The sequence below is a fragment of the Caulobacter sp. genome, from assembly GCF_965279145.1.
Taxonomy (GTDB): domain Bacteria; phylum Pseudomonadota; class Alphaproteobacteria; order Caulobacterales; family Caulobacteraceae; genus Caulobacter.
Genome location: NZ_OZ257139.1, coordinates 486,127 through 505,783, shown reverse-complemented (window position 1 = coordinate 505,783; position 19,657 = coordinate 486,127). Strand labels below are relative to the sequence as shown.

The window sequence follows — 19,657 nt, the reverse complement described above, 5'->3', positions numbered from 1 at the left end:
GGAGGGCGCTCGCATGAACATCGTCGCCGTCCTGACCGATCCCAGCAACCTGCTGACGGCCTTCATCGCCTTCGTGGTGTTCGCCACCATCATCACCCTGACCGCGCCGATGCTGAGCGACAAGGGCCTGGAAGGGCGCCTGAAATCGGTGGCCAACCGCCGCGAGGAGCTGCGTCGCCGCTCGCGCGAGGCGATGGCCCATAAGGGCGGCGGCACGGCCGGCGGCACCCTGCGCCACGCCGACGAGGGCCTGTACAAGACCATCGTCGATCGCCTGCAGCTGTCGCGGCTGCTGGAAGATCCCAAGGTGGTCGACAAGCTGGCCCAGGCCGGGTTCCGGGGGCCGCAGCCGGTCTCGACCTTCTACTTCTTCCGCTTCGTGATGCCGTTCGTGTTCGCCGTGGTGACGGCGATCTACATCTACGCGATCAACGATTTCGGCCTGCTGCCGATGCAGAAGATGTGCGCCTGCGTCGCCGCCCTGGCGATCGGCTACTACGCGCCCAACGTCTATATCAGCAACGTCGCCCAGAAGCGCCGCGAGTCGATCGTCGCGGCCTTCCCCGACTCGCTGGACCTGCTGCTGATCTGCGTCGAAAGCGGCATGTCGATCGAGGCCGCCATCCAGAAGGTGGGCGCCGAGGTGGGCTCCACCTCGATGGAGCTGGCCGAGGAAATGAGCCTGCTGACCGCCGAGCTGTCCTACCTGCCCGACCGTCGCTTGGCCTATGAGGGTCTGGCCCGCCGCACCAACCATCCGGGCATCAAGTCGGTAGCCACGGCCATGATCCAGGCCGAGCGCTACGGCACGCCGCTGGGCAGCGCCCTGCGCGTCATGGCCAAGGAAAACCGCGAGCTTCGGCTTTCCGCCGCCGAGAAGAAGGCCGCCGCCCTGCCGGCCCAGTTGACCGTGCCGATGATCCTGTTCTTCCTGCCGGTGCTGTTCGTGGTGATCCTGGGGCCGGCGATCATCAAGATCCAGGACGTGATGGCCAAGCACTGAGGTCTGGAGGCCACCCATGCAATACGTCCTGATCGTTCACGATGTGGCCGACTACGCCGCCTGGAAGATCGTCTTCGACGAGGCCGCCGGAATTCGCCGCGAGGCGGGCGAGATCAGCTATCAGGTCCTGAAATACGACACCGACGCCAACCGCATCGTGCACTTCTCGCGCTGGCGCTCGCTGGATGACGCCCGCCGGTTCTTCGAATCGCCCGAGTTGGTCGAGATTCGCCGGATCGCCGGGGTGAAGGCCCCCGACTTCATCTATCTCGACGAACTGGAAGCCGGCCGCCTCGTCGCCTGATCCGATAAAGCTCCACCGGAGGCTGCAATCCGGCGCCCTTCTTGCGAAGACTGTCCCCGTGACCATCCATTTTGGGACAGTGGACATGCAGCGTATCGGCAAACCGGCGACACCCGGCGACGACTTCGCCCGCGACGAGACGGGCAGCGCCGCCATCGAGACGGCCCTGCTGCTGTGTCTGGTGGCGGCCATGGTCCTTGTGATGCGCTCGGCCCTGGTTGGGCCGCTGCTGCAGAAGTTCGTGGATGCGGCCAACATCCTCTCGCGGGCCTTGGGCTAGGATTTTCGAGCGAAGCGGACGCCGCTGTCGCTCGCCAGGCTTGCTAGAGCGGATTTGGTTCAGAGTGAATCGCGCATCCAAATTTCCCGTCTCCCCGGCGAAGGCCGGGGCCCAGATGAAACCCACGCGACGCTCAGGCTGAATCTGGGTCCCGGCCTTCGCCGGGAAGATGGAGCCATGGGGTGGTCGCTTCGATGTCAGCCAAATATGCTCTAGCCGCCGGCCTTAAGAGCTTCCCACGAGCGGGGTTGCAGGGTTCCCGCGCCCTGGCCGGTGGCGGCGCGCAGCCAGGCCAGATTGTTGTCCACCGACTCCGGCGGCAGGTCCTGACGGGCCAGCTTCTCGGCCTCGCCCAGGCGGCCCTGCAGGCCGATGACCAGCGCGAGGTTCTGGCGAATCTGGATGGTCGCGCCGGGCATGGTCACGGCGCGGCGCAGCACGGCCTCGGCGCCCGGCAGATCGCCGCTGGCGGCCAGGTGCATGGCGTAGTTGGCGTTGGGCGCGGCTTCGTTGGGAGCCAGGGTTATGGCCTGACGATGGGCGGTGGCGGCTTCGTCGTCGCGCTGGGCCTGCTCATAGGCCACGCCCAGCAGGGTCTGGGGACGCCAGTCCTTCGGCGCCAGGGCCGCGGCGTGGCGGGCGGGCTCGATGGCGTAGAAGCCCTGGCCGCGGGCGATCTGGGCGCGGGCCGCTTCCAGCAGGCCTTCCAGATTGTCGGGATCGACGATCAGCACCTTGCTGATCGTGGCGGCGGCGTCGTCATAGCGCCCCAGGGCGCGCAGGGCCTGGCTCAGGGCGACGCCGGCCTCGGTGTCGCGGGCGTCGTTCTCGAACTCCGCGCCCCAGAAGGCGGCCCGCGCCAGGGGATCCTCGCGGCGGGCCTCAAGGCGCTGGGCGGGCGAGGCCTTGCGCGGCGCGGCCTGGGCTGTAGCGCCTGGGGTGGCGGGGGCCTTGGCGGGGGCGTCGGCGGCATGGGCCGTAGCGCTCAGCAGCAGCAGGGCAGGGGCGAGAACGGTTGCGAGGAGCGCGCGCTTGCGACACATGGAAGACGAGTCTCCGAAAGGTCCCGCATCCTCGCCTCGCGGCCCTCAAGGAATCGTTAAGCATAATTCGGGAAGGCCGCGACATGTTGGACACCTCTGCGATCCTGCCGTCCGGGACGGAAAACGCGATCCCGGTCCACCCCCTGTTCGAGGCCGAGTTGGAGGCGTTCCTCGCCGGCCGCCGTCCCGCCGCCCGGACGCTGGCCGAGCGCGAGGCGTTCAAGGCCAAGGCCGGCCAGGTGCTGGTGCTGACCGGCCCCGCCGGCCAGGTCGAGCGGGTGCTGATGGGGCTGGGAACCCGCGCCGTCGTGGATCCCGGCCTGTTCCGGGGTCTGGCCGGCAAGCTGCCGGCCGGCGACTATAGGCTGGCGCGCCTGCCGCGCGGGCTGGACGCGGCCGAGGCGTCCCTGGCCTTCGCCATGGGCCTCTATCGCTTCGATCGCTATCGCCAGCGCGCTCCCGAGGCCGGGCCCCGGCTGGTGGCGCCCAAGGGCGTCGACATCGAGGCCGTCACCGCGATCAGCCACGCCTGCGCCCTGGCCAAGGACATGGTCAACACGCCCGCCAACGACATGGGCCCGCTGCAGATCGAGACCATCGCCCGCGAGATCGCCGAGAAGCACGGCGCGACCCTCTCGGTGATCACCGGCGATGCGCTGCTGGGGCAGAACTATCCGGCCGTCCACGCCGTGGGCCGCGCCGCCGTTCCGCATCGCGCACCGCGCCTGATCGAGATGGTCTGGGGCGATCCCGCCCATCCGGTCCTGGCCCTGGTGGGCAAGGGCGTGGTGTTCGACAGCGGCGGCCTGGACATCAAGCCCTCGGCCGGCATGCGGCTGATGAAGAAGGACATGGGCGGCGCCGCCCACGCCCTGGCCCTGGCCCGGCTGGTCATGGACGCCAAGCTGCCGGTGCGGCTGGTGGTGCTGACCCCGGTGGTCGAGAACGCCATCAGCGGCGACGCCATGCGGCCCGGCGACGTGCTGCAGACCCGCGCCGGCCTGACCATCGAGGTCGGCAACACCGACGCCGAGGGGCGGCTGATCCTGGCCGACGCCCTGGCCCGCGCCAGCGAGCACAAGCCGGTCCTGACCCTGGACCTGGCCACCCTGACCGGCGCGGCGCGCGTGGCGCTGGGGCCGTTCGTGATCCCGTTCTGGACCCCGGACGACACCCTGGCCGGCCAGATCGCCGCGGCCTCCAGCGCGACCTTCGATCCCTTGTGGCGGATGCCCCTGACGGACGCCTATCGCGAGGCGATCGACAGCGAGATCGCCGATGTCCAGAACGACTCGGCCGCCTGGGCCCAGGCCGGGGCGACGACGGCGGCGCTGTTCCTGCAGAAGTTCGCGCCCACCGAGGGGGCGTGGGCCCACTTCGACCTCTATGCCTGGAACCCCAAGAGCCGGCCGGGCTATCCCGCCGGCGGCGAGGCCCAGGCGATCCGGGCGCTGTTCGCCATGCTCAAGACGCGGTTCCGGGCATGAGCGCCCCGACGCCTGATCGTCGCCTGACCCTGATGCGCGACGGCGTGGCCGATGTGCGTCTGGAGGGGCTGGTCGCGGCCCAGCGCTTCGCGGCGGCGACGCCGATGCAGGCCAGCGCGCCCATCGCCGCGCTCCGCAAGGCGCCCGCCCCCGACGCCGAGCAGGAAGACCAGCTGGTGTTCGGCGAACGTTTCGATGTGCTGTTCGAGGTCGACGGCTTTGCCTTCGGTCAGGCGCGGCGCGACGGCTATGTGGGCTATGTGCCCAGCGACGCCCTGTCGGCGCCCGTGCTGGCGCCGACCCATCGGGTTTCAGCCATCCGGACCTACGCCTTCAGCCAGCCCGACATCAAGTCGGCCATCGTCGGGCTCTACAGCCTCAATGCTCTGCTGACGGTCGAGGCGCGAGAGGGGCGGTTCGTGAAGGTCGCCCGGTCCGGCTGGTTCATCGAGACGCACCTGACGCCGATCGGGCGGGGCGAGGCCGACTGGGTGGCGGTGGCGGAACGCTTCCTGGGCGCGCCCTACCAGTGGGGCGGCCGCGAGTCGCTGGGCCTGGACTGTTCGGGCATCGTCCAGCAGGCCCTGGCCGCCTGCAATCGGGCCTGCCCGCGCGACACCGACCTGCAGCGGGCCTTCTTCCCCGAGGTGGCGGCGTCGGAACGTCGGCGCGGGGATCTGGTGTTCTGGAAGGGCCACGTGGCCATCCTGCTGGACGCCGAAACCATCCTGCACGCCAACGCCCATCACATGATGGTGGCGATCGAGCCCCTGGACGAAGCGATCGCCCGGATCGAGGCGGCCGGCGTCGGCGCGCCGCTGGGCTATCGGCGGGTTTGAATCCTTCTCCCCTTGCGGGAGAAGGTGGCCCGCAGGGCCGGATGAGGGGTTGAACGCCCTATCCGGCAAATCCTGCGTGACCCCTCATCCGACCTGCTTCGCAGGCCACCTTCTCCCGCAAGGGGAGAAGGGCGATCCTACTTCACCCACTGCGCCAGCCAGTCGGTGATCGACTGCGGCGTCATGTGGCGGGCGTCGGTGAGGGCGAAGAACGCCCCTTCGTTGACCAGCTTGCCCTTGGTGTCGACCACCAGGAAGCTGGGCACGCCCTGCAGCTTGTCGACGCCATAGCGGGCGGGGATCTGCATGTTCTTGGTGTAGCGACCGACGTCGACGGTCACGACCTCATAGTGTTTGTCGACGAACTTTTTCACGTCGGGCTGCTCGATCACGCCGGCGAAGACGCGGCAGTCGCCGCACCAGTTGCCGCCGAAATCGATCAGCACCAGCTTCCGGCTCGCCTTGGCGCGCTTGATCGCGGCGGCGACGTCGGCCTCGGCGTCGGCGTTCTCGTCATAGGGATAGGGCAGGGGCGTCGGCAGGTCGGCCAACGACTTGAGGGCCACGGTCGGGGCCTTGGCGGCGAAGGCGAAGACCGGCGCGGCGGCCAGCAGGGCGACGAGCGCAACGAGGGGGGCGGCGGCGGCGAGGGCGCGAGGCGTCATGGCGATCGGATCCGGTGAAGCGGGACTGTTCCGATACCCTACTAAATGAATAGGAAAATGGTGCGAGCAGAAAAAAGGCCGCGAAGCGAACTTCGCGGCCTCTGATCTCTTATGATCGAAAAACGATCAGTGCGCGGCGGCCGGAGCCGCAGCGGCCGGCGTTGCGGCAGCCGGAGCGGCGGCGGCGTCAGCGGCGGGAGCCGCAGCGCCTTCGGCGGCGGGAGCGGCTTCGGCCGGAGCGCCGGCGGGCTTGGGAGCCGGCACAGGCAGGGTCGAGCCCAGGGTGTGCAGATAGGCGATCAGGGCGACGCGATCTTCCGGCTTCTTGAGGCCGACGAACGACATGTTGGTGCCCGAAATGTACTTCCCCGGAGCCTTGAGGAACTCGTACATGTGGTCGTAGTCCCACTTGGGGTTCTTGGCGCCGAATTCCTTCATGGCCGCCGAATAGGCGTAGCCCGGGTGCGAGCCCGGCTGACGGCCTTCAACGCCATACAGGCCAGGACCGGTGCCGTTGGCGCCCGAAGGATCAAGCTTGTGGCACGCCTGGCACTTGGCCGAGATGGCCTCGCCGGCGGCGATGTTGGCCGGCAGCAGCAGAGCCGTGCCCCAGTCGGGCGCGACTTCGACCGCGGGGGCGCCGCCGCCTTCAGTGGATTCCTGGACCGCGATCTCGTAGCCGGCCTTTTCGACTTCATGCTTCTTGAAGACGATGTCCGACGCCTCGCGCAGACCAAAAACGATGAGGCCGGTCAGCAGCACGCCGCCAGCAATCTTGTTGAACGTCAGGTCGCTCATCTCAGCCTTGTCAGCCTCTTACCGGCCCGCCGGAGCGGGGCCCAAACCCGCGGCGGGGAATCCCCCGCGCGCGCCTCTTGTTGCGCTCGCGTCTCTTACACGCTACCGCCCCTCGCGCAACCGGGCAGCAGCGATATTGAACTCATGAACCCTATCGTCCTGATCCCCGCCCGCATGGCGGCGACCCGTCTGCCGAACAAGCCGCTGGCCGATATCGGCGGTCTGCCGATGATTGTCCGCGTTCTGCATCAGGCGCTCAAGGCCAATATCGGCCCCGTGGCGGTCGCCGCGGGCGATTCCGAGATCGTCGAGGCCGTGCGCGCCGCCGGCGGCCGGGCCGTGCTGACCGACCCGGACCTGCCGTCAGGCTCCGATCGCATCCTCGCCGCCCTCGCCGAACTGGATCCCCATTTCGAGCACGACGTGGTCATCAACCTGCAGGGCGACATGCCGTTCGTCGATCCGTCGGTGCTGAGCGCCTGCGCCGGCCTGCTGGAAGACTTCGGCGATTGCGACATCGCCACCGTCGTCGCGGCCGAGGCCTCGCCCGCCGATCGCACCAATCCCGACGTGGTCAAGGCCGTGCTGGCCATGGAAGACGACGGCCAGAGCGGCCGCGCCCTCTACTTTACCCGCTCCACCCTCTATGGCGACGGCCCGGTCTGGCGCCATATCGGCATCTACGGCTATCGCCGCGAGGCGCTGGAGGCGTTCAACGCCGCCTCGCCCTCGGCGCTGGAAAAGCGCGAGAAGCTGGAGCAGCTGCGGGCCCTGGAGCTGGGCATGACGATCCGCGCCGCCGTGGCGGGCGAGGCTCCCATCTCCGTCGATAATCCCTCCGATCTCGAAGCCGCGCGTCTGCAGGCTGGGAAACAAGCATGAGCATCCTCAAGAAGATCGCCTTCCAGGGCGAGCCCGGCGCCAACAGCCACGAGGCCTGCCGCACCTATTTTCCGGACTACGAGGCCTATCCCTGCGCCACCTTCCAGGAGGCGTTCGAGGCCATCAAGACCGGCGTCTGCGAACTGGGCATGATCCCGATCGAGAACTCGATCGCCGGCCGGGTGGCCGACGTCCACCACCTGCTGCCGGCCTCGGGCCTGAAGATCATCGGCGAGCGCTTCAAGCCGATCCGTTTCCAGCTGATGGCCAACAAGGGCGTCAAGCTGGAGGACATCAAGGTCGTGGCCTCGATGCCGATCGCTCTGGCCCAGTGCCGCAACAGCCTGCGCAAGCTGGGCGTGGCCACCGAGGGCGCGGGCGACACCGCCGGCGCCGCCAAGGCCCTGGCCCTCAAGCCCGATCCCACGCGCGGCGCCGTGGCCCCGGCCCTGGCCGCCGAGATCTATGGCCTGGACATCCTGGCCAGCGACATCGAGGACGAGCGCCACAACACCACCCGCTTCCTGGTGATGACGGCCGACACGACCCCGACCCCGCCGGCCTTCACCCATCGCTGCGTGACCAGCTTCGTGTTCAAGGTCCGTAACCTTCCGGCCGCGCTCTACAAGGCCATGGGCGGGTTCGCGACCAACGGCGTCAACATGACCAAGCTGGAAAGCTACATGGAAGACGGGGCCTTCACGGCCACCTTCTTCTACGCCGAGGTCGATGGCCGCCCCGAGGACCGCAACCTGGCCCTGGCCTTCGATGAGCTGAAGTTCTTCTCGGACAAGTTCGAGATCCTGGGGGTTTACCCGGCCGATCCGTTCCGCGACCGGACGTAAAGCCCTGCCGCAACGTCATGCTTCGCGATAACGCGGTTCTGCGTCTAACCTCCCTGCACAAACAAAACGTCCGGGGAGGGACGCTCCATGAATACGATGATTGCGCCGGTGATGGCGCTGGTAGCCTGGTCGCTGGTGATCTGGCTGTGGATGTATATCCGCCGCATTCCGGCGATGGCCAAGGCGGGCGTCAAGCCGCAGGACGCGGCCTTTCCGGGCTCGCTGGACGTGCTGCCGGCCGGGGCCCGCCAGGCTGCCGACAACTACAACCACCTGATGGAACAGCCGACCATCTTCTACGCCGCCGCCCTGGCGATCGCCGTGGCCGGTCATGCTGACGGCTGGGCCGTGCATTTCGCCTGGGTCTATGTCGGCCTGCGGGTGCTGCACAGCCTGGTGCAGGTGACGGTGAACATCGTGAACCTGCGGTTCCTGCTGTTCGCGGCCTCGACCATCACCCTGGCGGTGATGGTGGTGCGGGAGCTGCTGAAGATCTTCTAGCATGGCTTTGATCATCCCCTTCGGGGGAGGTGGCCCAGAGGGCCGGAGGGGGCAGCGCGGCGTTTGCCCAGCTGTCCCCCTCAGTCGGCTTTGCCGACAGCTCCCCCAGAGGGGGAGCATCTCAAACCGCGTCCAGCCCGATATCCAGCACCGGCGCCGAGTGGGTCAGCGCGCCGACGCTGATCACGTCGACGCCCGTCTCGGCGATGGCCCGCACGGTGGTCAGGTTGACCCCGCCCGAGGCCTCCAGCACCGCCCGGCCCTTGGCCAGGGCCACGGCTGTCCGCAGGTCATCCAGGCTGAAATTGTCCAGCATCACCACGTCGGGTCCGTGTTTCAGCGCGTCGTCCAGCTGATCCAGCCCATCGACCTCGACCTCGACCTTGACCAGATGCCCGGCGAAGGCCCGCGCCCGGCGGACGGCTTCGCCGACCCCGCCGCAGGCGGCGACGTGGTTGTCCTTGATCAGGATGGCGTCATCCAGGCCGAAGCGGTGATTGATCCCGCCGCCGCAGCGCACGGCGTACTTTTCGAGCGCCCGCAGGCCCGGCGTGGTCTTGCGGGTGTCGACGATGGTGGCGCCCGTCCCCTCGACCAGGCGGACGTAGGCGCGGGTCAGGGTGGCGATCCCCGAAAGGCGCCCCAGCAGGTTCAGGCCCGTGCGCTCGGCTGCTAGCACGGCGCGGGCATTGCCCTCTGCCCGGGCCAGCACCGTGCCCGGGGCGCAGTCGGCGCCGTCGGGCGTGATGATCTCGAAGCTCGCGGTCGGGTCCATGGCCGCCAGGGCCAGCCGCGCGCAGGACAGGCCCGCGACGCGGCCATCCTGTCTGGCGGCGAACACCACCGACAGCCGCGCGTCGGCGTCGATACAGGCCTGGGCGGTGATGTCGCCGGCCCGGCCGAGGTCTTCGGCCAGGGCGAGGTCGATGATGGGGCGAACGAGGAGGTCGGGGAGGGGGGAAAGCGTCAAAACAACTCCGACAGCGAGAGACTGATCTGCGGGGCGAACAGCGGCGAGACGGTGTCGTCGTCATCGTGGACCGTGGTCAGGGCCCAGGTCCCGTTCGGTTGAGGGGCGCGGAAAATGGTCAGTCGGCGCTGTTCTGGCTCGATCATCCAGAATTCGGGAATACCGGCCCTGGCGTAGAGCGGAGCTTTCAGTTTCAGGTCGCCGTCGCGCGTCGAGATCGACACCTCGACGACCAGGACCGCGTCGGCCGCCTCGGCATACGTCCGGCCGGAGAACGTCCGCACGATCGCCAGGTCGGGTTCGGGCGCGCTGTGTTCGCCGATCTTCAGAGTGGCGTGGACCAGGAAGCGAAAGTCCGCCGCAACGCCCGCCCTGACGGCGGCGGATTTCAGCGCGAAAAGAGCCTCACCCGACGTGTCGCCGTGATCCGAAGAGGTGGGCGCCATTTCCAGCAGTCTTCCCTCGATGAGTTGGACGCGACCCATGGCGCGCTGGAACAGGCCCGCTCGGTCCATCTGCTCGAAGGCGTCGAAATCGAACAGGAATTCGCTGACGGCGCCATCTTCAAGGCCGGGCTCGGATGTCGTCATGATCGCATCTCCGTTCCCGAAACGTACCCCTACTCCGCCGCGTATCGCAAGCCGGGCTCGCGTCCGTCGAGGGTGACGAACGTGCGGATGCCGACAGGGTCCGTGGCGGGGAAGTCGGCGCGGCTGTGGCCGCCGCGGCTCTCATGCCGGGCCAGGGCCGCCGTGGTGATCAGTCGGGCGGCGGCCAGGATCGGGCCCTGGCCGTGGGCGGCTTCCAGGGCCTCGATCACGCCCATCAGGCGGGTCAGGCCCTCGGCGCTGCGGATCACGCCCGCGTCGCGGCTCATGGCCTTGCGCAGGATCTGCAGGACGTCGGCCGGCAGGTCGGGCGTGGGCGCCAGCGAGACCGGCTGGCTCGGCGCGTGCTGCTCGCCCGCCGCCGCGCGACCGGCTCTCGCGCCGAACACGGCCGCTTCCAGCAGGCTGTTGGAGGCCAGGCGGTTGGCGCCGTGCACGCCGGTGGCGGCGCATTCGCCGGCGGCGTAGAGGCCGGGCAGGGAGGTCTGGCCGTCCAGATCGGTGGCCACGCCGCCCATGTGGTAGTGCACCGCCGGAACCACCGGGATCATGGCGCGGCGCGGATCGACGCCGCCGCTCATGCAGGCCTCGAACACGGCCGGGAATTCCTTGGGGAAGTGCCCCCCCACAACCACCGTGGCGTCGAGGAAGGCGCCGCGGCCCGCCTCGCGCTCGGCATGAATGGCGCGGGCCACCACGTCGCGCGGGGCCAGTTCCCGCGCCGGGTGATAGTCGGCCATGAAGGCGCGGGCGTCGCTGTTGCGCAGAATCGCGCCCTCGCCGCGCAGAGCTTCGGTGGCCAGCGGGGCGGGATCGCGGCCGATGTCGATGGCCGTGGGGTGGAACTGCACGAACTCGGGATCGGCGATGACCGCCCCGGCCAGGGCCGCCAGGCCCAGGCCTTCGCCGCGCACCTCGGCCGGCGTGGTGGTGACGGCGTAGAGGCCGCCGACGCCGCCGGTGGCCAGGATGACGGCGGGGCTCAGGATCTCGACCAGCTGGCCGTCGATCTGCGCCAGCACGCCGATCACGCGGCCGGTGGCGTCCTGCAGCAGCCGGCGGGCGCGGGCGCCTTCGCGGATCTCGATGGCGGGCGTGGCGCGCACGGCGGCGATGACGGCGGCCATGATCGCCGCGCCGGCCCCGTCGCCGCCCACGCGGGCGACGCGGGCCCTGGAGTGGGCCGCCTCCAGGCTGAGGGTGAAGTCGCCGTCCTTCCGGTCGAACGGCGCGCCCAGCGCCGCCAGGGCGCGGACGGCGTCGGGACCTTCGCGGGTCAGCAGTTCGACGGCTTCCGGATCGCAGAGACCCGCGCCGGCGGCGTCGGTGTCGGCGGCGTGCAGGGCCGGAGTGTCGTCCGCCGACAGGGCGGCGGCCATGCCGCCCTGCGCCCAGGCGCTGGAGCAGCCGGTCGCCAGCGGCGTCGGCGACAGGACGAGGGCCTTGCGTGCGGCCCCCTTCACCGAGGACAGCGCGGCGGTCAGTCCGGCCAGGCCGGCCCCGAGGATCACGGGGCCGTCGAAGATCAGGCGGTTGTTCATTTCACACTCCACTCCCTTGCCCCTTGATGGGGAAGGGCCGGGGATGGGGGTGAACGCGAAGCGCTCGGCCATCGGCGAAAGGCGGGCTGGGCGGGGGAAGCTGACCAGCCGTGGTCACCCCCATCCCAACCCTTCCCCCATCAAGGGGGAAGGGCTCTTAGATCAGTTCCACGTCCACGTGATGGCGGGCCTTCACGAGGTCGTAGCGAGCGGGAACAAGCGGCGGCGGCAGGTCGATCATCCGCTGCACGGCCAGGGCCGCGCGGTCGATGACGTCGGGGTCCACCGTCACCTCGAACTGTTCGTACAGCAGGGCGTCGTGGATGTTCCGCAGGGTGATCCGCTTCATGTGCGGGCACATGTTGCAGGGGCCGATGAACTGGGTCAGCGGGCTCTCGGCCTGGACGTTGCTGGCCATCGAGCACTCGGTGATCAGCACCACCTGCGCCGGCTTGCGGGCCGCCACATAGTCGTTCATCGCCGCGGTCGAGCCGGCGAAGTCGGCGGCTTCCAGGATCTCGGTCGGGCATTCGGGGTGGGCCAGCACCTCGGCGCCCGGCCAGGCCGCGCGCATGTCGGCGATGTCCGACACGGTGAAGCGCTTGTGCACCTCGCAGTGGCCGGCCCAGGCGATGATCTTGACGTCGGTCTGGCGCGCGACGTTGCGGGCCAGATATTCGTCGGGGATCAGGATGACCTTGTCGGTCCCCCATTCGCGCGCGGCCCACTCCACCACCTGCACTGCGTTGGCGCTGGTGCAGCAGATGTCGGTTTCGGCCTTCACGTCGGCCGTGGTGTTGACATAGGTCACCACCGGCACGCCCGGATAGCGCTGCTTGATCAGCCGCACATCGGCGCCGGTGATCGAGGAGGCCAGGCTGCAGCCGGCCTTGAGGTCGGGGATCAGGATCTTCTTCTGCGGGCTCAGCACCTTGCTGGTCTCGGCCATGAAGTGCACGCCGGCCTGGACGATGATCTGGGCGTCGCTCTTGGCGGCTTCCTTGGCCAGGGCCAGGCTGTCGCCGACGAAGTCGCCCACGCCGTGGAAGATGTCGGGCGTCATGTAGTTGTGGGCCAGGATCGCGGCGTTCTTCTCGCGCTTCAGACGGTTGATCGCGGCGATCAGCGGGGCCTGGATGCGCCATTCCATGGGCGTGACATGGTGCTTGACCTTGTCCCAGACGGACGCGGTTTCCGCCTCGATCGCGGGCGTGAAATCCAGAGCGGCGAAACCGTCGGCCATGTGATCCTCGCTTATGCTCAATCTGAGCATTTCCCGGGCCTCAAAAAACGCCGGAGCAGGGTGAGCCATTCCGACGCCCTACTTATGCTGAAATTGAGCATAAGTGACAAGCCACATATAGACCTTTGTTCGGGGATTGCAAAGGGCAGCTTGTCTCGACGCCCTTGCAGATCGGCTTGAAGCCGTGGCGTGATCCCAGGTTGTGGCTTGCCCATCCCCTGCCTAGTCTGGCCGGGTGTCGGAGGATGGCGATGGCCGGCGGGGAAATCTGGTTCGAGTACGCCCAGGTGGGGCGACGGCTGAAGGCCAGGCCGGTGCACTGGAAGGGCTGGGTGGTTCTTCTGGCCCTGTGCGTCGCGCCGGGCGGCGGCGTGATGGCGATGGTGCTTTGGCGCCCGCCGGTCTCGCCCGGCTATGTCCTGGGCTACATGCTGGTGTCGATGGTGCTGGTGTTCAGCGCCCTGACCGTGCTGATCCGCGCGCGAGGCCGACGGCGGAAATAGACCGCGCGGAAACGGAAAAAGGCCTCCGACCGCCTGGGCGATCGGAGGCCTTCCCAGCCGTCAGGCAGGTCTTAGCGAAGCTTGGCAGAGACCGAGACGCCCACGATGCGCGGCTCGTTGTAGACGGCCGCCATGTAGTTCTCGATCACGCCCTTGAGGTTCTTCTCGTTGGTGATGTTGCGACCGAACAGGGCCACTTCATAACCCTTGTCGCTTTCGTAGCCGAGCTTCACGCCGCCTTCGAAATTGTCCTTCGAGTAGAACTCCTTGGTCTTGTAGAGCACGAAGTTGGTATAGCCCTGCAGGTTCCAGTCGGTGGCGACGAACAGCTTGCCGTCGGCCAGCGGCACGTCATAGCGACCCGTGAAGTTCAGGTTGTACTTCGGGGCGTTGGGCAGCGGGTTGCCGTCGATCTGGGCGAAGGTGTTGGCCCCCACCTTGATCGTCGGGTTTTCCACCGTGCAGACCACCACGCCGTTCAGGGCGCAGACCTGGGCGTAGACGCGCTTGTCCTGGATCTCGCTGTGCAGCAGGCTGACGCCGGCCGTCAGCAGCAGGTTGGAGACCGGGCGCCATTCGGCGTCGGCTTCCATGCCATAGGCCTTGGCCTTGTCGGCGTTGAACAGCACGCCGTTGCCGTTGCTGTCGTTGCCGTTCAGCTGGATGTCGCTGACTTCATAGGTGAAGGCCGAGGCGTTCAGGCGCAGGCTGTTCTCGAACAGGCTGCTCTTGAAGCCGGCTTCGTACGACAGGATCGTCTCGCTGTCGGCGGTGGTGAAATCGGCGTTGAACACCGCCGAACGGCCCTGGATGGTCGGGCCGCGGAAGCCCTTGGCGACGCGGGCATAGACGCTGACGTCGTCATTGACCTGATACAGCGCGCTCAGATCCCAGCTGGGCTGGGTGTCCGACAGCTTGACGAAGCGGCGACCGGCATAGGTCACCACGCCGGCGGCGGTGTCGGCGCTCTTCAGCAGGCGGGTCTTCTTGGTGTCCTTGGTCTGACGCGCGCCGCCGGTGATCGTCAGGGCCGGGGTGACCTGATAGCTGACCTGGCCGAACAGGGCGTACGAGGTGTTCTCGTTCTTCAGGGCCACCGAGTTGTTCGGGTTGGCCTTGGTGAAATAGGCGCGCTGATAGAAGTCGGTGTAGTCGCGGCTGTCGAAGTAGAAGCCGCCGACCTGCCACTTCAGCGGGCCTTCGCCGTCGCTGGCCAGGCGGATTTCCTGGGTCAGTTGATCCAGGTCGCGCAGCTTGCCCATCGACTGGCCAAAGCCGTTCGGAACGCCGCCCAAGGGGAAGTTGGCGGCCGCGCCGCCGTCGGTGTCGCCGCGGCTGTAGCCCTTGGAGCCTTCAAAGGCGCTGATCGAGGTCAGGGTGACGCCGCCGAAGTCATAGGCGACGTTCAGCGAGGTCCCGACCGTGTCATAGGCCTGCGGGTTGTTGGCGGCTTCGTCGAAGGCGACGCTGTCGCGCGGGGCGCTGCTCTTGTTGCTGCCCTTGGTGATGGCCTGGCGCAGGAAGAGGGTCGAGGTGCCCTCGTAGTTGCGGCTGTGGGCCGAGGCCAGGACGGTCAGGGCTTCGGTCGGCGTGGCCAGGATCTGAAGGCGCACATCCTTCTCGTCGAAGCCGCCCATGGCGTTCTTGGCCGGGGTCACGGTGCCGTCGGCGCTGACGCCGGTGAAGGTGTTGTCGACCCAGTCGTCGCGGTGCTGGTAGAGGGTCGAAACCCGGAAGGCCAGCTTGTCGGCCACGATCGGGCCGCCGAAGCCGGCGTCCAGGGTGGTGGTGCCGTAGGTGCCGTACGAGGCGTTGACGCGGCCTTCGAAGGTTTGCGTCGGCTTGGCGGTGTCGAACTTGATGATGCCGGCGGTGGTGTTGCGGCCGAACAGCGAGCCCTGCGGGCCGCGCAGCACTTCAACCTGCTTGACGTCGAACACGGGGTTGGACTTCAGCACCACGTGCTCCAGCACGACGTCGTCCTGGATGATCGACACCGGCTGCGAGGCGCCGAGGTAGAAGTCGATATTGCCCAGGCCGCGGATGTAGAAGCGCGGGAAGATCCGGCCCGTGGTGGTCTCGGCGTACAGGCCCGGGACGCGGCCCGACAGCGCCAGGATGTCCTCGCCGCCCGACTGGACAGCGCGCAGCTGGTCGCCGGCCACGGCGGCCACCGACAGCGGCACCTTCTGCAGGTTTTCCGAGCGGCGCTCGGCGGTGACGACGATCTCGTCCAGCGCCGCGGCGGACGTGGCGGCCGGCGCCTGCTGGGCCTGGGCGGCGCTGGCCATGGCCAGCAGCGAGCCGGCGGCGCCGAGCAGCAGCACGCTCTTGCGAACGTTGAATCCTGACATCTTATTTATCCCCATTTTTTTGGCCGGCCAGTTTGCCGGAAGGCTCGCGAATCGCCGGTGCGGTCCGCGATGCGGAGGCCGCTTATAAGTACCCGCTTACTTGTTCGCGAGGTCGGGTCCCTTAGGGCGCTTATGTGACGATATAATGACGAAGTCGCGGGCGCGGGGCGCCCGGCCCGGCCGGATCACCAGGGGCGTGTGCGGGCGCGGGTGGTCGAGGGCAGTTCTCCGAACCTTTCCCGGTAGCGGCGGGCGAAATGTCCGAAGCTGGAAAAGCCGCAGGCCATGGCGATCGAGATGACCGAGTCCTCGGTATCGCCCAGCAGCATCTGATGGGCGTGATCGAGGCGAAGCTCGCGCTGATAGGTCAGGGGGGCCATGCCCCGGTGCTGCTTGAACCGGGCGAAGACGCTGCGGACGCTGACGCCGCAGGCCGCCGCGATTTCCTCAACGGTCAAGGCGCGGTTCCAGTTGGACTGGATGTAGTCCTCCAGCACCTTGACGGTCGAGGTCGAGGCGCTCTTCGGCGGCTCGGCGAGACGATCGGCGAAGCCGGCCAGGTTCTCGAAGAGAAAGGCGCTGGCGAGGGCCTGGCCCATCTCGACTAGCGACCAGTCGATATCGGTCTCCGTCGCCAGGATCCGGGCCAGCCCCCAGGTGATCTCTCGCGAGCGAACGCGTGGCGCGGTCGAAAGCGCCTCCAGCGTCGGCAGGATCAAGGGGCCGCGCCGCGAGTATCCGATGATGGCCTCGGCCTTCTGGCGCAGCGCGTCTTCATCGAACTGGGTGACGATATGCTGATAGCCGGCGCCATAGGCGGCCAGGAACGAGGAGCCGGGGGGCACGATCGTGGTGGTGTCGGCGTCGATCTCGACCTGGCGGCCGGCGACTGAAAACCGCCCCCGGCTCGACAGGCACAGCATCTGCCTGACGCCGGGCATGTCGGAGAACTGGATCTCGACGGGCGCGTCATAGCGGCAATAGTGCAGCTGCACGCCCCCCACCTGAACCCGGTTGGCGAGGGCGAAGAACGGCGAGGCGTCGTCACCGGCCCCGGTCAGCCTTGCGCCATACTTGCCCCACAGGCTCTCGGCCAGATCGTCGCGATCCGTCGCCCGCAGGATGCCGCGAGACGCCAGGGGGACGTGATCATCAAGGGGCGGCGGGTTGCTCAAGCTTCAAACTTGGGTTGCGAGGCCGTGAACTCTCGGGCGGGTGGCATTATATTCCAGTTCCAACCCATAACATTCTCCCAGTGCAGTTTGGCATCCGTTCCTGCATCCTTGGAACAATCAAAGCAGCTTTCGAACTCACACGCCATTTACGTTAATTCACTATTTCTTCGAAGTGCGAATTGATCTTGATCACGTCCTCCCGCGCGTAGGGGGTGCGACAAGGTCGAGGTGCGTCATCGTTGTTGGCGGAGTTCAGTATGTTCGGTATTCAATCCAGCTCGGGATCGGACGCTTCGCAAACCCTGGCCGCGATCGGCCGGGCGCTGGCCATCATCGAGTTCGACGCCAGCGGCAAGATATTGACCGCCAACGAGAATTTCTGCGCGGCCATGGGCTATGCCCTGTCCGAGATCAAAGGTCGGCATCACAGCCTGTTCGTCGAGCCCGCCTTCGCCAGCAGCCCCGAATACGCCGCCTTCTGGGCCAAGCTGGCCCGGGGGGAATTCGACGCGCGGGAGTATCTGCGTATCGGCAAGGGCGGCGCGGAGGTGTGGATCCAGGCGTCCTACAACCCCGTCCGCAACGGCAAGGGCGTGGTGACCAAGGTGGTCAAGGTCGCGACGGTGATCACGGCCGAAAAGCTGCGCAACGCAGAGCTTGAAGGAAAGATCGACGCCATCTCCCGCGCCCAGGCGGTGATCGAGTTCACCGTCGACGGCAGGATCGTCACCGCCAACGAGAACTTCCTCAAGACGCTGGGCTATACCCTTGCCGAGATCCAGGGTCAGCACCACAGGATGTTCGTCGAGCCGGCGCTGGCCCAGACCGCCGAATACCAGGACTTCTGGAAGAAGCTGAACGACGGCCAGTTCGTCGCCGCCGAGTTCAAGCGCATCGGCAAGGGCGGTCGCGAGGTCTGGATCCAGGCTTCGTACAATCCGATCTTCGATGACAGGAAGCGCGTCATCAAGGTGGTCAAGTTCGCCACCGACGTCACGCCCCGCGTTCGCGCCGTGGCGGAGGTGGCCAGTGGTCTGGAGCAACTGGCCAAGAACAATCTGAAGCACCGGATCGAGGCGGCCGTCGATCCGGCCTTTGAGAAGGTGCGCCACGACTTCAACGCGGCCATGGCCATGCTCGACGAGACCATGGCCGCGGTCGCGGGCTCGACGGACAGCGTCGGCAGCGGCGCCGAGGAGATCGCCTCGGCGTCCTCCGACCTGTCGCGCCGCACCGAGCAACAGGCCGCCAGCCTGGAAGAAACCGCCGCCGCCCTGGACGAGATCACCGCCACGGTGCGCCGCAGCGCCGAGGGCGCCAGGCAGGCCTCCGCCGCCGCCACCGCCGCCCGCGCCGACGCGGGGACGTCCGGCCAGGTGGTCGGCGAGGCCGTGGCCGCCATGGGCGAAATCGACACCTCCTCGCGGCAGATCACCCAGATCATCGGCGTGATCGACGAGATCGCCTTCCAGACTAACCTTCTGGCCCTGAACGCCGGCGTTGAAGCCGCGCGCGCGGGCGAGGCGGGTCGAGGCTTCGCGGTGGTGGCGCAGGAAGTCCGGGCCCTGGCCCAGCGGTCCGCCGACGCCGCCAAGGAGATCAAGACCCTGATCGCCACCTCCAGCGCCCATGTCGAGCGCGGGGTGAAGCTGGTGGGTGAAACCGGCCGCGCCCTGACCGGCATCGTCGAGAAGGTGGCCGAGATCGACAGCCTGATCTCCGAGATCGCCAAGTCGTCGCAGGAGCAGGCCACGGGCCTTCACCAGGTCAACACCGCCGTCAATCAGATGGACCAGGTGACCCAGCAGAACGCCGCCATGGTCGAGGAGGCCACGGCCGCCGCGGCCAATCTCAAGACAGGATCGCAGGACCTGGCGCGGCTGGTGTCGCGGTTCCAGACCGGCGGGCGGGGGGCCGCGACGCGGCCGCAGGTCGCTCAGTCCGGACGGGATCGTCCTGGACAAAATCCGGTCGCGGGGCAGCAGGCCAGGGTGGCGGCGGCCATGGGGTCGGGTCGCGGGGGGCGGCAGGACTCCGATTGGGACGAGTTCTAGAGCGTCTTCCGGTTCGCGTGAAGAAAGCGCCTGAAAACAAAGCACTATCGCGATCCGGATGGAAAAGCGCTGACGGTCGACGTCTTCGGCTTCCACGGGCGCAAGACCAGGCAGGATGATACGCCGGCCCCCCCAAGGTCTGGGGCCGCGCGGGATGCGGGAGACAGGGTGAACGTCATAAGCTTTCCACGTTCGAGAACGCAGGAACCGGGACAGCGACAGGTCGAGGCCGACGCGGCTATGTATCTCGTCGCGGCGCTGCGCCGGCTGGGCGAGCCCGCGACCCTGGAGGAACTCTCGGTTCTGGTGCGCGGGGTGTCGGGGCAGCGCGCCGCATGGACGAACGTGTTTCTAGGCTCGATTCTTGAGAGGCTGTGCGAGACGGGTCTCGACGACATTCCCGACACGCCGGTCTTTCGCGCCGTCACCCTGGAAAACGGGTCGGCCTGGGCGTTCACCCAGCCGTTTCGCACCCTGTTGCGCAGGGGCGACATGACCGCCGCCCTGCGCCCCCTGCCGCCGCCGATGTCGGCCGAGGGCGGCGACCGCGCCTAGAGCCCTT

Annotated in this window: 20 protein-coding genes; 11 read left to right on the top strand and 9 right to left on the bottom strand. The window is 68.0% G+C overall.

The window, feature by feature from the left end; genetic code table 11:
• Positions 1-13 precede the first annotated feature (13 nt).
• From ACQY9P_RS02450 to ACQY9P_RS02440, 3 genes are all read left to right on the top strand, one after another.
• Positions 14-1,003, top strand: coding sequence for a type II secretion system F family protein (locus tag ACQY9P_RS02450; RefSeq protein WP_421736839.1), 990 nt, complete (start codon positions 14-16; stop codon positions 1,001-1,003).
• Between the two features lie 16 nt (positions 1,004-1,019).
• Positions 1,020-1,307, top strand: a complete 288-nt coding sequence (locus ACQY9P_RS02445; RefSeq protein WP_421736840.1) for an antibiotic biosynthesis monooxygenase — start codon at positions 1,020-1,022, stop codon at positions 1,305-1,307.
• Positions 1,308-1,392: 85 nt separating this feature from the next.
• A complete protein-coding gene (locus ACQY9P_RS02440) occupies positions 1,393-1,587 on the top strand; it encodes a hypothetical protein (RefSeq protein WP_421736841.1) in 195 nt (64 codons plus the stop codon).
• 212 nt (positions 1,588-1,799) lie between these two features.
• Here ACQY9P_RS02440 and ACQY9P_RS02435 read toward each other — a convergent pair whose 3' ends face one another.
• Complete coding sequence (locus ACQY9P_RS02435; protein WP_421736842.1) at positions 1,800-2,630, bottom strand: pilus assembly protein TadD; 831 nt, start codon at positions 2,628-2,630, stop codon at positions 1,800-1,802.
• Between the two features lie 83 nt (positions 2,631-2,713).
• Between ACQY9P_RS02435 and ACQY9P_RS02430 the strand changes: the two genes are divergently transcribed.
• Together ACQY9P_RS02430 and ACQY9P_RS02425 are read left to right on the top strand one after the other, a co-directional pair.
• Positions 2,714-4,117 (top strand): leucyl aminopeptidase family protein, encoded by a 1,404-nt coding sequence (locus ACQY9P_RS02430; RefSeq protein WP_421736843.1) that lies wholly within the window; start codon positions 2,714-2,716, stop codon positions 4,115-4,117.
• On the top strand, positions 4,114-4,956 hold the full coding sequence (locus ACQY9P_RS02425) for a C40 family peptidase (protein ID WP_421736844.1): 843 nt from the start codon (positions 4,114-4,116) through the stop codon (positions 4,954-4,956). The genes ACQY9P_RS02430 and ACQY9P_RS02425 overlap by 4 nt, the downstream gene beginning before the upstream one ends.
• A 137-nt stretch (positions 4,957-5,093) precedes the next feature.
• Here ACQY9P_RS02425 and ACQY9P_RS02420 read toward each other — a convergent pair whose 3' ends face one another.
• A complete protein-coding gene (locus ACQY9P_RS02420; RefSeq protein ID WP_421736845.1) occupies positions 5,094-5,621 on the bottom strand; it encodes a thioredoxin family protein in 528 nt (175 codons plus the stop codon).
• A 126-nt stretch (positions 5,622-5,747) separates the two neighbouring features.
• A complete protein-coding gene (locus ACQY9P_RS02415) occupies positions 5,748-6,419 on the bottom strand; it encodes a c-type cytochrome (RefSeq protein WP_421736846.1) in 672 nt (223 codons plus the stop codon).
• A gap of 144 nt (positions 6,420-6,563) precedes the next feature.
• Here ACQY9P_RS02415 and ACQY9P_RS02410 point away from each other — a divergent pair, with 144 nt between their 5' ends.
• From ACQY9P_RS02410 to ACQY9P_RS02400, 3 genes are all read left to right on the top strand, one after another.
• The gene (locus ACQY9P_RS02410) at positions 6,564-7,301 is read left to right on the top strand and encodes a 3-deoxy-manno-octulosonate cytidylyltransferase (protein WP_421736847.1); all 738 of its coding nucleotides are present in this window, start codon (positions 6,564-6,566) and stop codon (positions 7,299-7,301) included.
• A complete protein-coding gene (locus ACQY9P_RS02405; RefSeq protein WP_421736848.1) occupies positions 7,298-8,146 on the top strand; it encodes a prephenate dehydratase in 849 nt (282 codons plus the stop codon). The genes ACQY9P_RS02410 and ACQY9P_RS02405 overlap by 4 nt, the downstream gene beginning before the upstream one ends.
• 87 nt (positions 8,147-8,233) lie before the next feature.
• Positions 8,234-8,647 (top strand): MAPEG family protein, encoded by a 414-nt coding sequence (locus ACQY9P_RS02400; protein WP_421736849.1) that lies wholly within the window; start codon positions 8,234-8,236, stop codon positions 8,645-8,647.
• Between the two features lie 121 nt (positions 8,648-8,768).
• On the opposite strand, the gene nadC is transcribed toward ACQY9P_RS02400, so the two are convergent.
• The 4 genes from nadC to nadA all read right to left on the bottom strand — a co-directional run bounded on the left by nadC (position 8,769) and on the right by nadA (position 13,009).
• On the bottom strand, positions 8,769-9,617 hold the full coding sequence (gene nadC, locus ACQY9P_RS02395) for a carboxylating nicotinate-nucleotide diphosphorylase (protein ID WP_421736850.1): 849 nt from the start codon (positions 9,615-9,617) through the stop codon (positions 8,769-8,771).
• Positions 9,614-10,207: a Uma2 family endonuclease gene (locus tag ACQY9P_RS02390; protein WP_421736851.1), complete on the bottom strand. Its 594-nt coding sequence runs from the start codon at positions 10,205-10,207 to the stop codon at positions 9,614-9,616. The genes nadC and ACQY9P_RS02390 overlap by 4 nt, the downstream gene beginning before the upstream one ends.
• A 29-nt stretch (positions 10,208-10,236) precedes the next feature.
• The gene (locus tag ACQY9P_RS02385; RefSeq protein ID WP_421736852.1) at positions 10,237-11,766 is read right to left on the bottom strand and encodes an L-aspartate oxidase; all 1,530 of its coding nucleotides are present in this window, start codon (positions 11,764-11,766) and stop codon (positions 10,237-10,239) included.
• A 157-nt stretch (positions 11,767-11,923) separates the two neighbouring features.
• On the bottom strand, positions 11,924-13,009 hold the full coding sequence (gene nadA, locus ACQY9P_RS02380) for a quinolinate synthase NadA (protein WP_421736853.1): 1,086 nt from the start codon (positions 13,007-13,009) through the stop codon (positions 11,924-11,926).
• A gap of 251 nt (positions 13,010-13,260) precedes the next feature.
• Here nadA and ACQY9P_RS02375 point away from each other — a divergent pair, with 251 nt between their 5' ends.
• Positions 13,261-13,512 carry a hypothetical protein gene (locus ACQY9P_RS02375; protein ID WP_421736854.1) on the top strand — a complete coding sequence of 84 codons (252 nt, stop codon included), beginning with the start codon at positions 13,261-13,263 and terminating at the stop codon, positions 13,510-13,512.
• 71 nt (positions 13,513-13,583) lie between these two features.
• Here the strand turns inward: ACQY9P_RS02375 and ACQY9P_RS02370 are convergent, their stop codons facing one another.
• Positions 13,584-15,866: a TonB-dependent receptor gene (locus ACQY9P_RS02370; RefSeq protein WP_421736855.1), complete on the bottom strand. Its 2,283-nt coding sequence runs from the start codon at positions 15,864-15,866 to the stop codon at positions 13,584-13,586.
• 185 nt (positions 15,867-16,051) lie between these two features.
• Complete coding sequence (locus ACQY9P_RS02365) at positions 16,052-17,041, bottom strand: AraC family transcriptional regulator (RefSeq protein ID WP_421736856.1); 990 nt, start codon at positions 17,039-17,041, stop codon at positions 16,052-16,054.
• A 257-nt stretch (positions 17,042-17,298) separates the two neighbouring features.
• Here ACQY9P_RS02365 and ACQY9P_RS02360 point away from each other — a divergent pair, with 257 nt between their 5' ends.
• The gene (locus tag ACQY9P_RS02360; RefSeq protein WP_421736857.1) at positions 17,299-19,095 is read left to right on the top strand and encodes a methyl-accepting chemotaxis protein; all 1,797 of its coding nucleotides are present in this window, start codon (positions 17,299-17,301) and stop codon (positions 19,093-19,095) included.
• Between the two features lie 240 nt (positions 19,096-19,335).
• A complete protein-coding gene (locus ACQY9P_RS02355; RefSeq protein ID WP_421736858.1) occupies positions 19,336-19,650 on the top strand; it encodes a hypothetical protein in 315 nt (104 codons plus the stop codon).
• The last annotated feature ends 7 nt before the right edge of the window (positions 19,651-19,657 follow it).

Coding starts and splice junctions, on each gene's coding strand:
- ACQY9P_RS02415 (WP_421736846.1), bottom strand. CDS start 6,419: ATGAGCGACCTGACGTTCAACAAGATTGCTGGCGGCGTGCTGCTGACC.
- ACQY9P_RS02425 (WP_421736844.1), top strand. CDS start 4,114: ATGAGCGCCCCGACGCCTGATCGTCGCCTGACCCTGATGCGCGACGGC.
- ACQY9P_RS02390 (WP_421736851.1), bottom strand. CDS start 10,207: ATGACGACATCCGAGCCCGGCCTTGAAGATGGCGCCGTCAGCGAATTC.
- ACQY9P_RS02375 (WP_421736854.1), top strand. CDS start 13,261: ATGGCCGGCGGGGAAATCTGGTTCGAGTACGCCCAGGTGGGGCGACGG.
- ACQY9P_RS02435 (WP_421736842.1), bottom strand. CDS start 2,630: ATGTGTCGCAAGCGCGCGCTCCTCGCAACCGTTCTCGCCCCTGCCCTG.
- ACQY9P_RS02385 (WP_421736852.1), bottom strand. CDS start 11,766: ATGAACAACCGCCTGATCTTCGACGGCCCCGTGATCCTCGGGGCCGGC.
- ACQY9P_RS02430 (WP_421736843.1), top strand. CDS start 2,714: ATGTTGGACACCTCTGCGATCCTGCCGTCCGGGACGGAAAACGCGATC.
- ACQY9P_RS02370 (WP_421736855.1), bottom strand. CDS start 15,866: ATGTCAGGATTCAACGTTCGCAAGAGCGTGCTGCTGCTCGGCGCCGCC.
- ACQY9P_RS02355 (WP_421736858.1), top strand. CDS start 19,336: ATGTATCTCGTCGCGGCGCTGCGCCGGCTGGGCGAGCCCGCGACCCTG.
- ACQY9P_RS02450 (WP_421736839.1), top strand. CDS start 14: ATGAACATCGTCGCCGTCCTGACCGATCCCAGCAACCTGCTGACGGCC.
- ACQY9P_RS02360 (WP_421736857.1), top strand. CDS start 17,299: ATGTTCGGTATTCAATCCAGCTCGGGATCGGACGCTTCGCAAACCCTG.
- ACQY9P_RS02410 (WP_421736847.1), top strand. CDS start 6,564: ATGAACCCTATCGTCCTGATCCCCGCCCGCATGGCGGCGACCCGTCTG.
- ACQY9P_RS02445 (WP_421736840.1), top strand. CDS start 1,020: ATGCAATACGTCCTGATCGTTCACGATGTGGCCGACTACGCCGCCTGG.
- ACQY9P_RS02420 (WP_421736845.1), bottom strand. CDS start 5,621: ATGACGCCTCGCGCCCTCGCCGCCGCCGCCCCCCTCGTTGCGCTCGTC.
- ACQY9P_RS02405 (WP_421736848.1), top strand. CDS start 7,298: ATGAGCATCCTCAAGAAGATCGCCTTCCAGGGCGAGCCCGGCGCCAAC.
- ACQY9P_RS02400 (WP_421736849.1), top strand. CDS start 8,234: ATGAATACGATGATTGCGCCGGTGATGGCGCTGGTAGCCTGGTCGCTG.
- nadA (WP_421736853.1), bottom strand. CDS start 13,009: ATGGCCGACGGTTTCGCCGCTCTGGATTTCACGCCCGCGATCGAGGCG.
- ACQY9P_RS02440 (WP_421736841.1), top strand. CDS start 1,393: ATGCAGCGTATCGGCAAACCGGCGACACCCGGCGACGACTTCGCCCGC.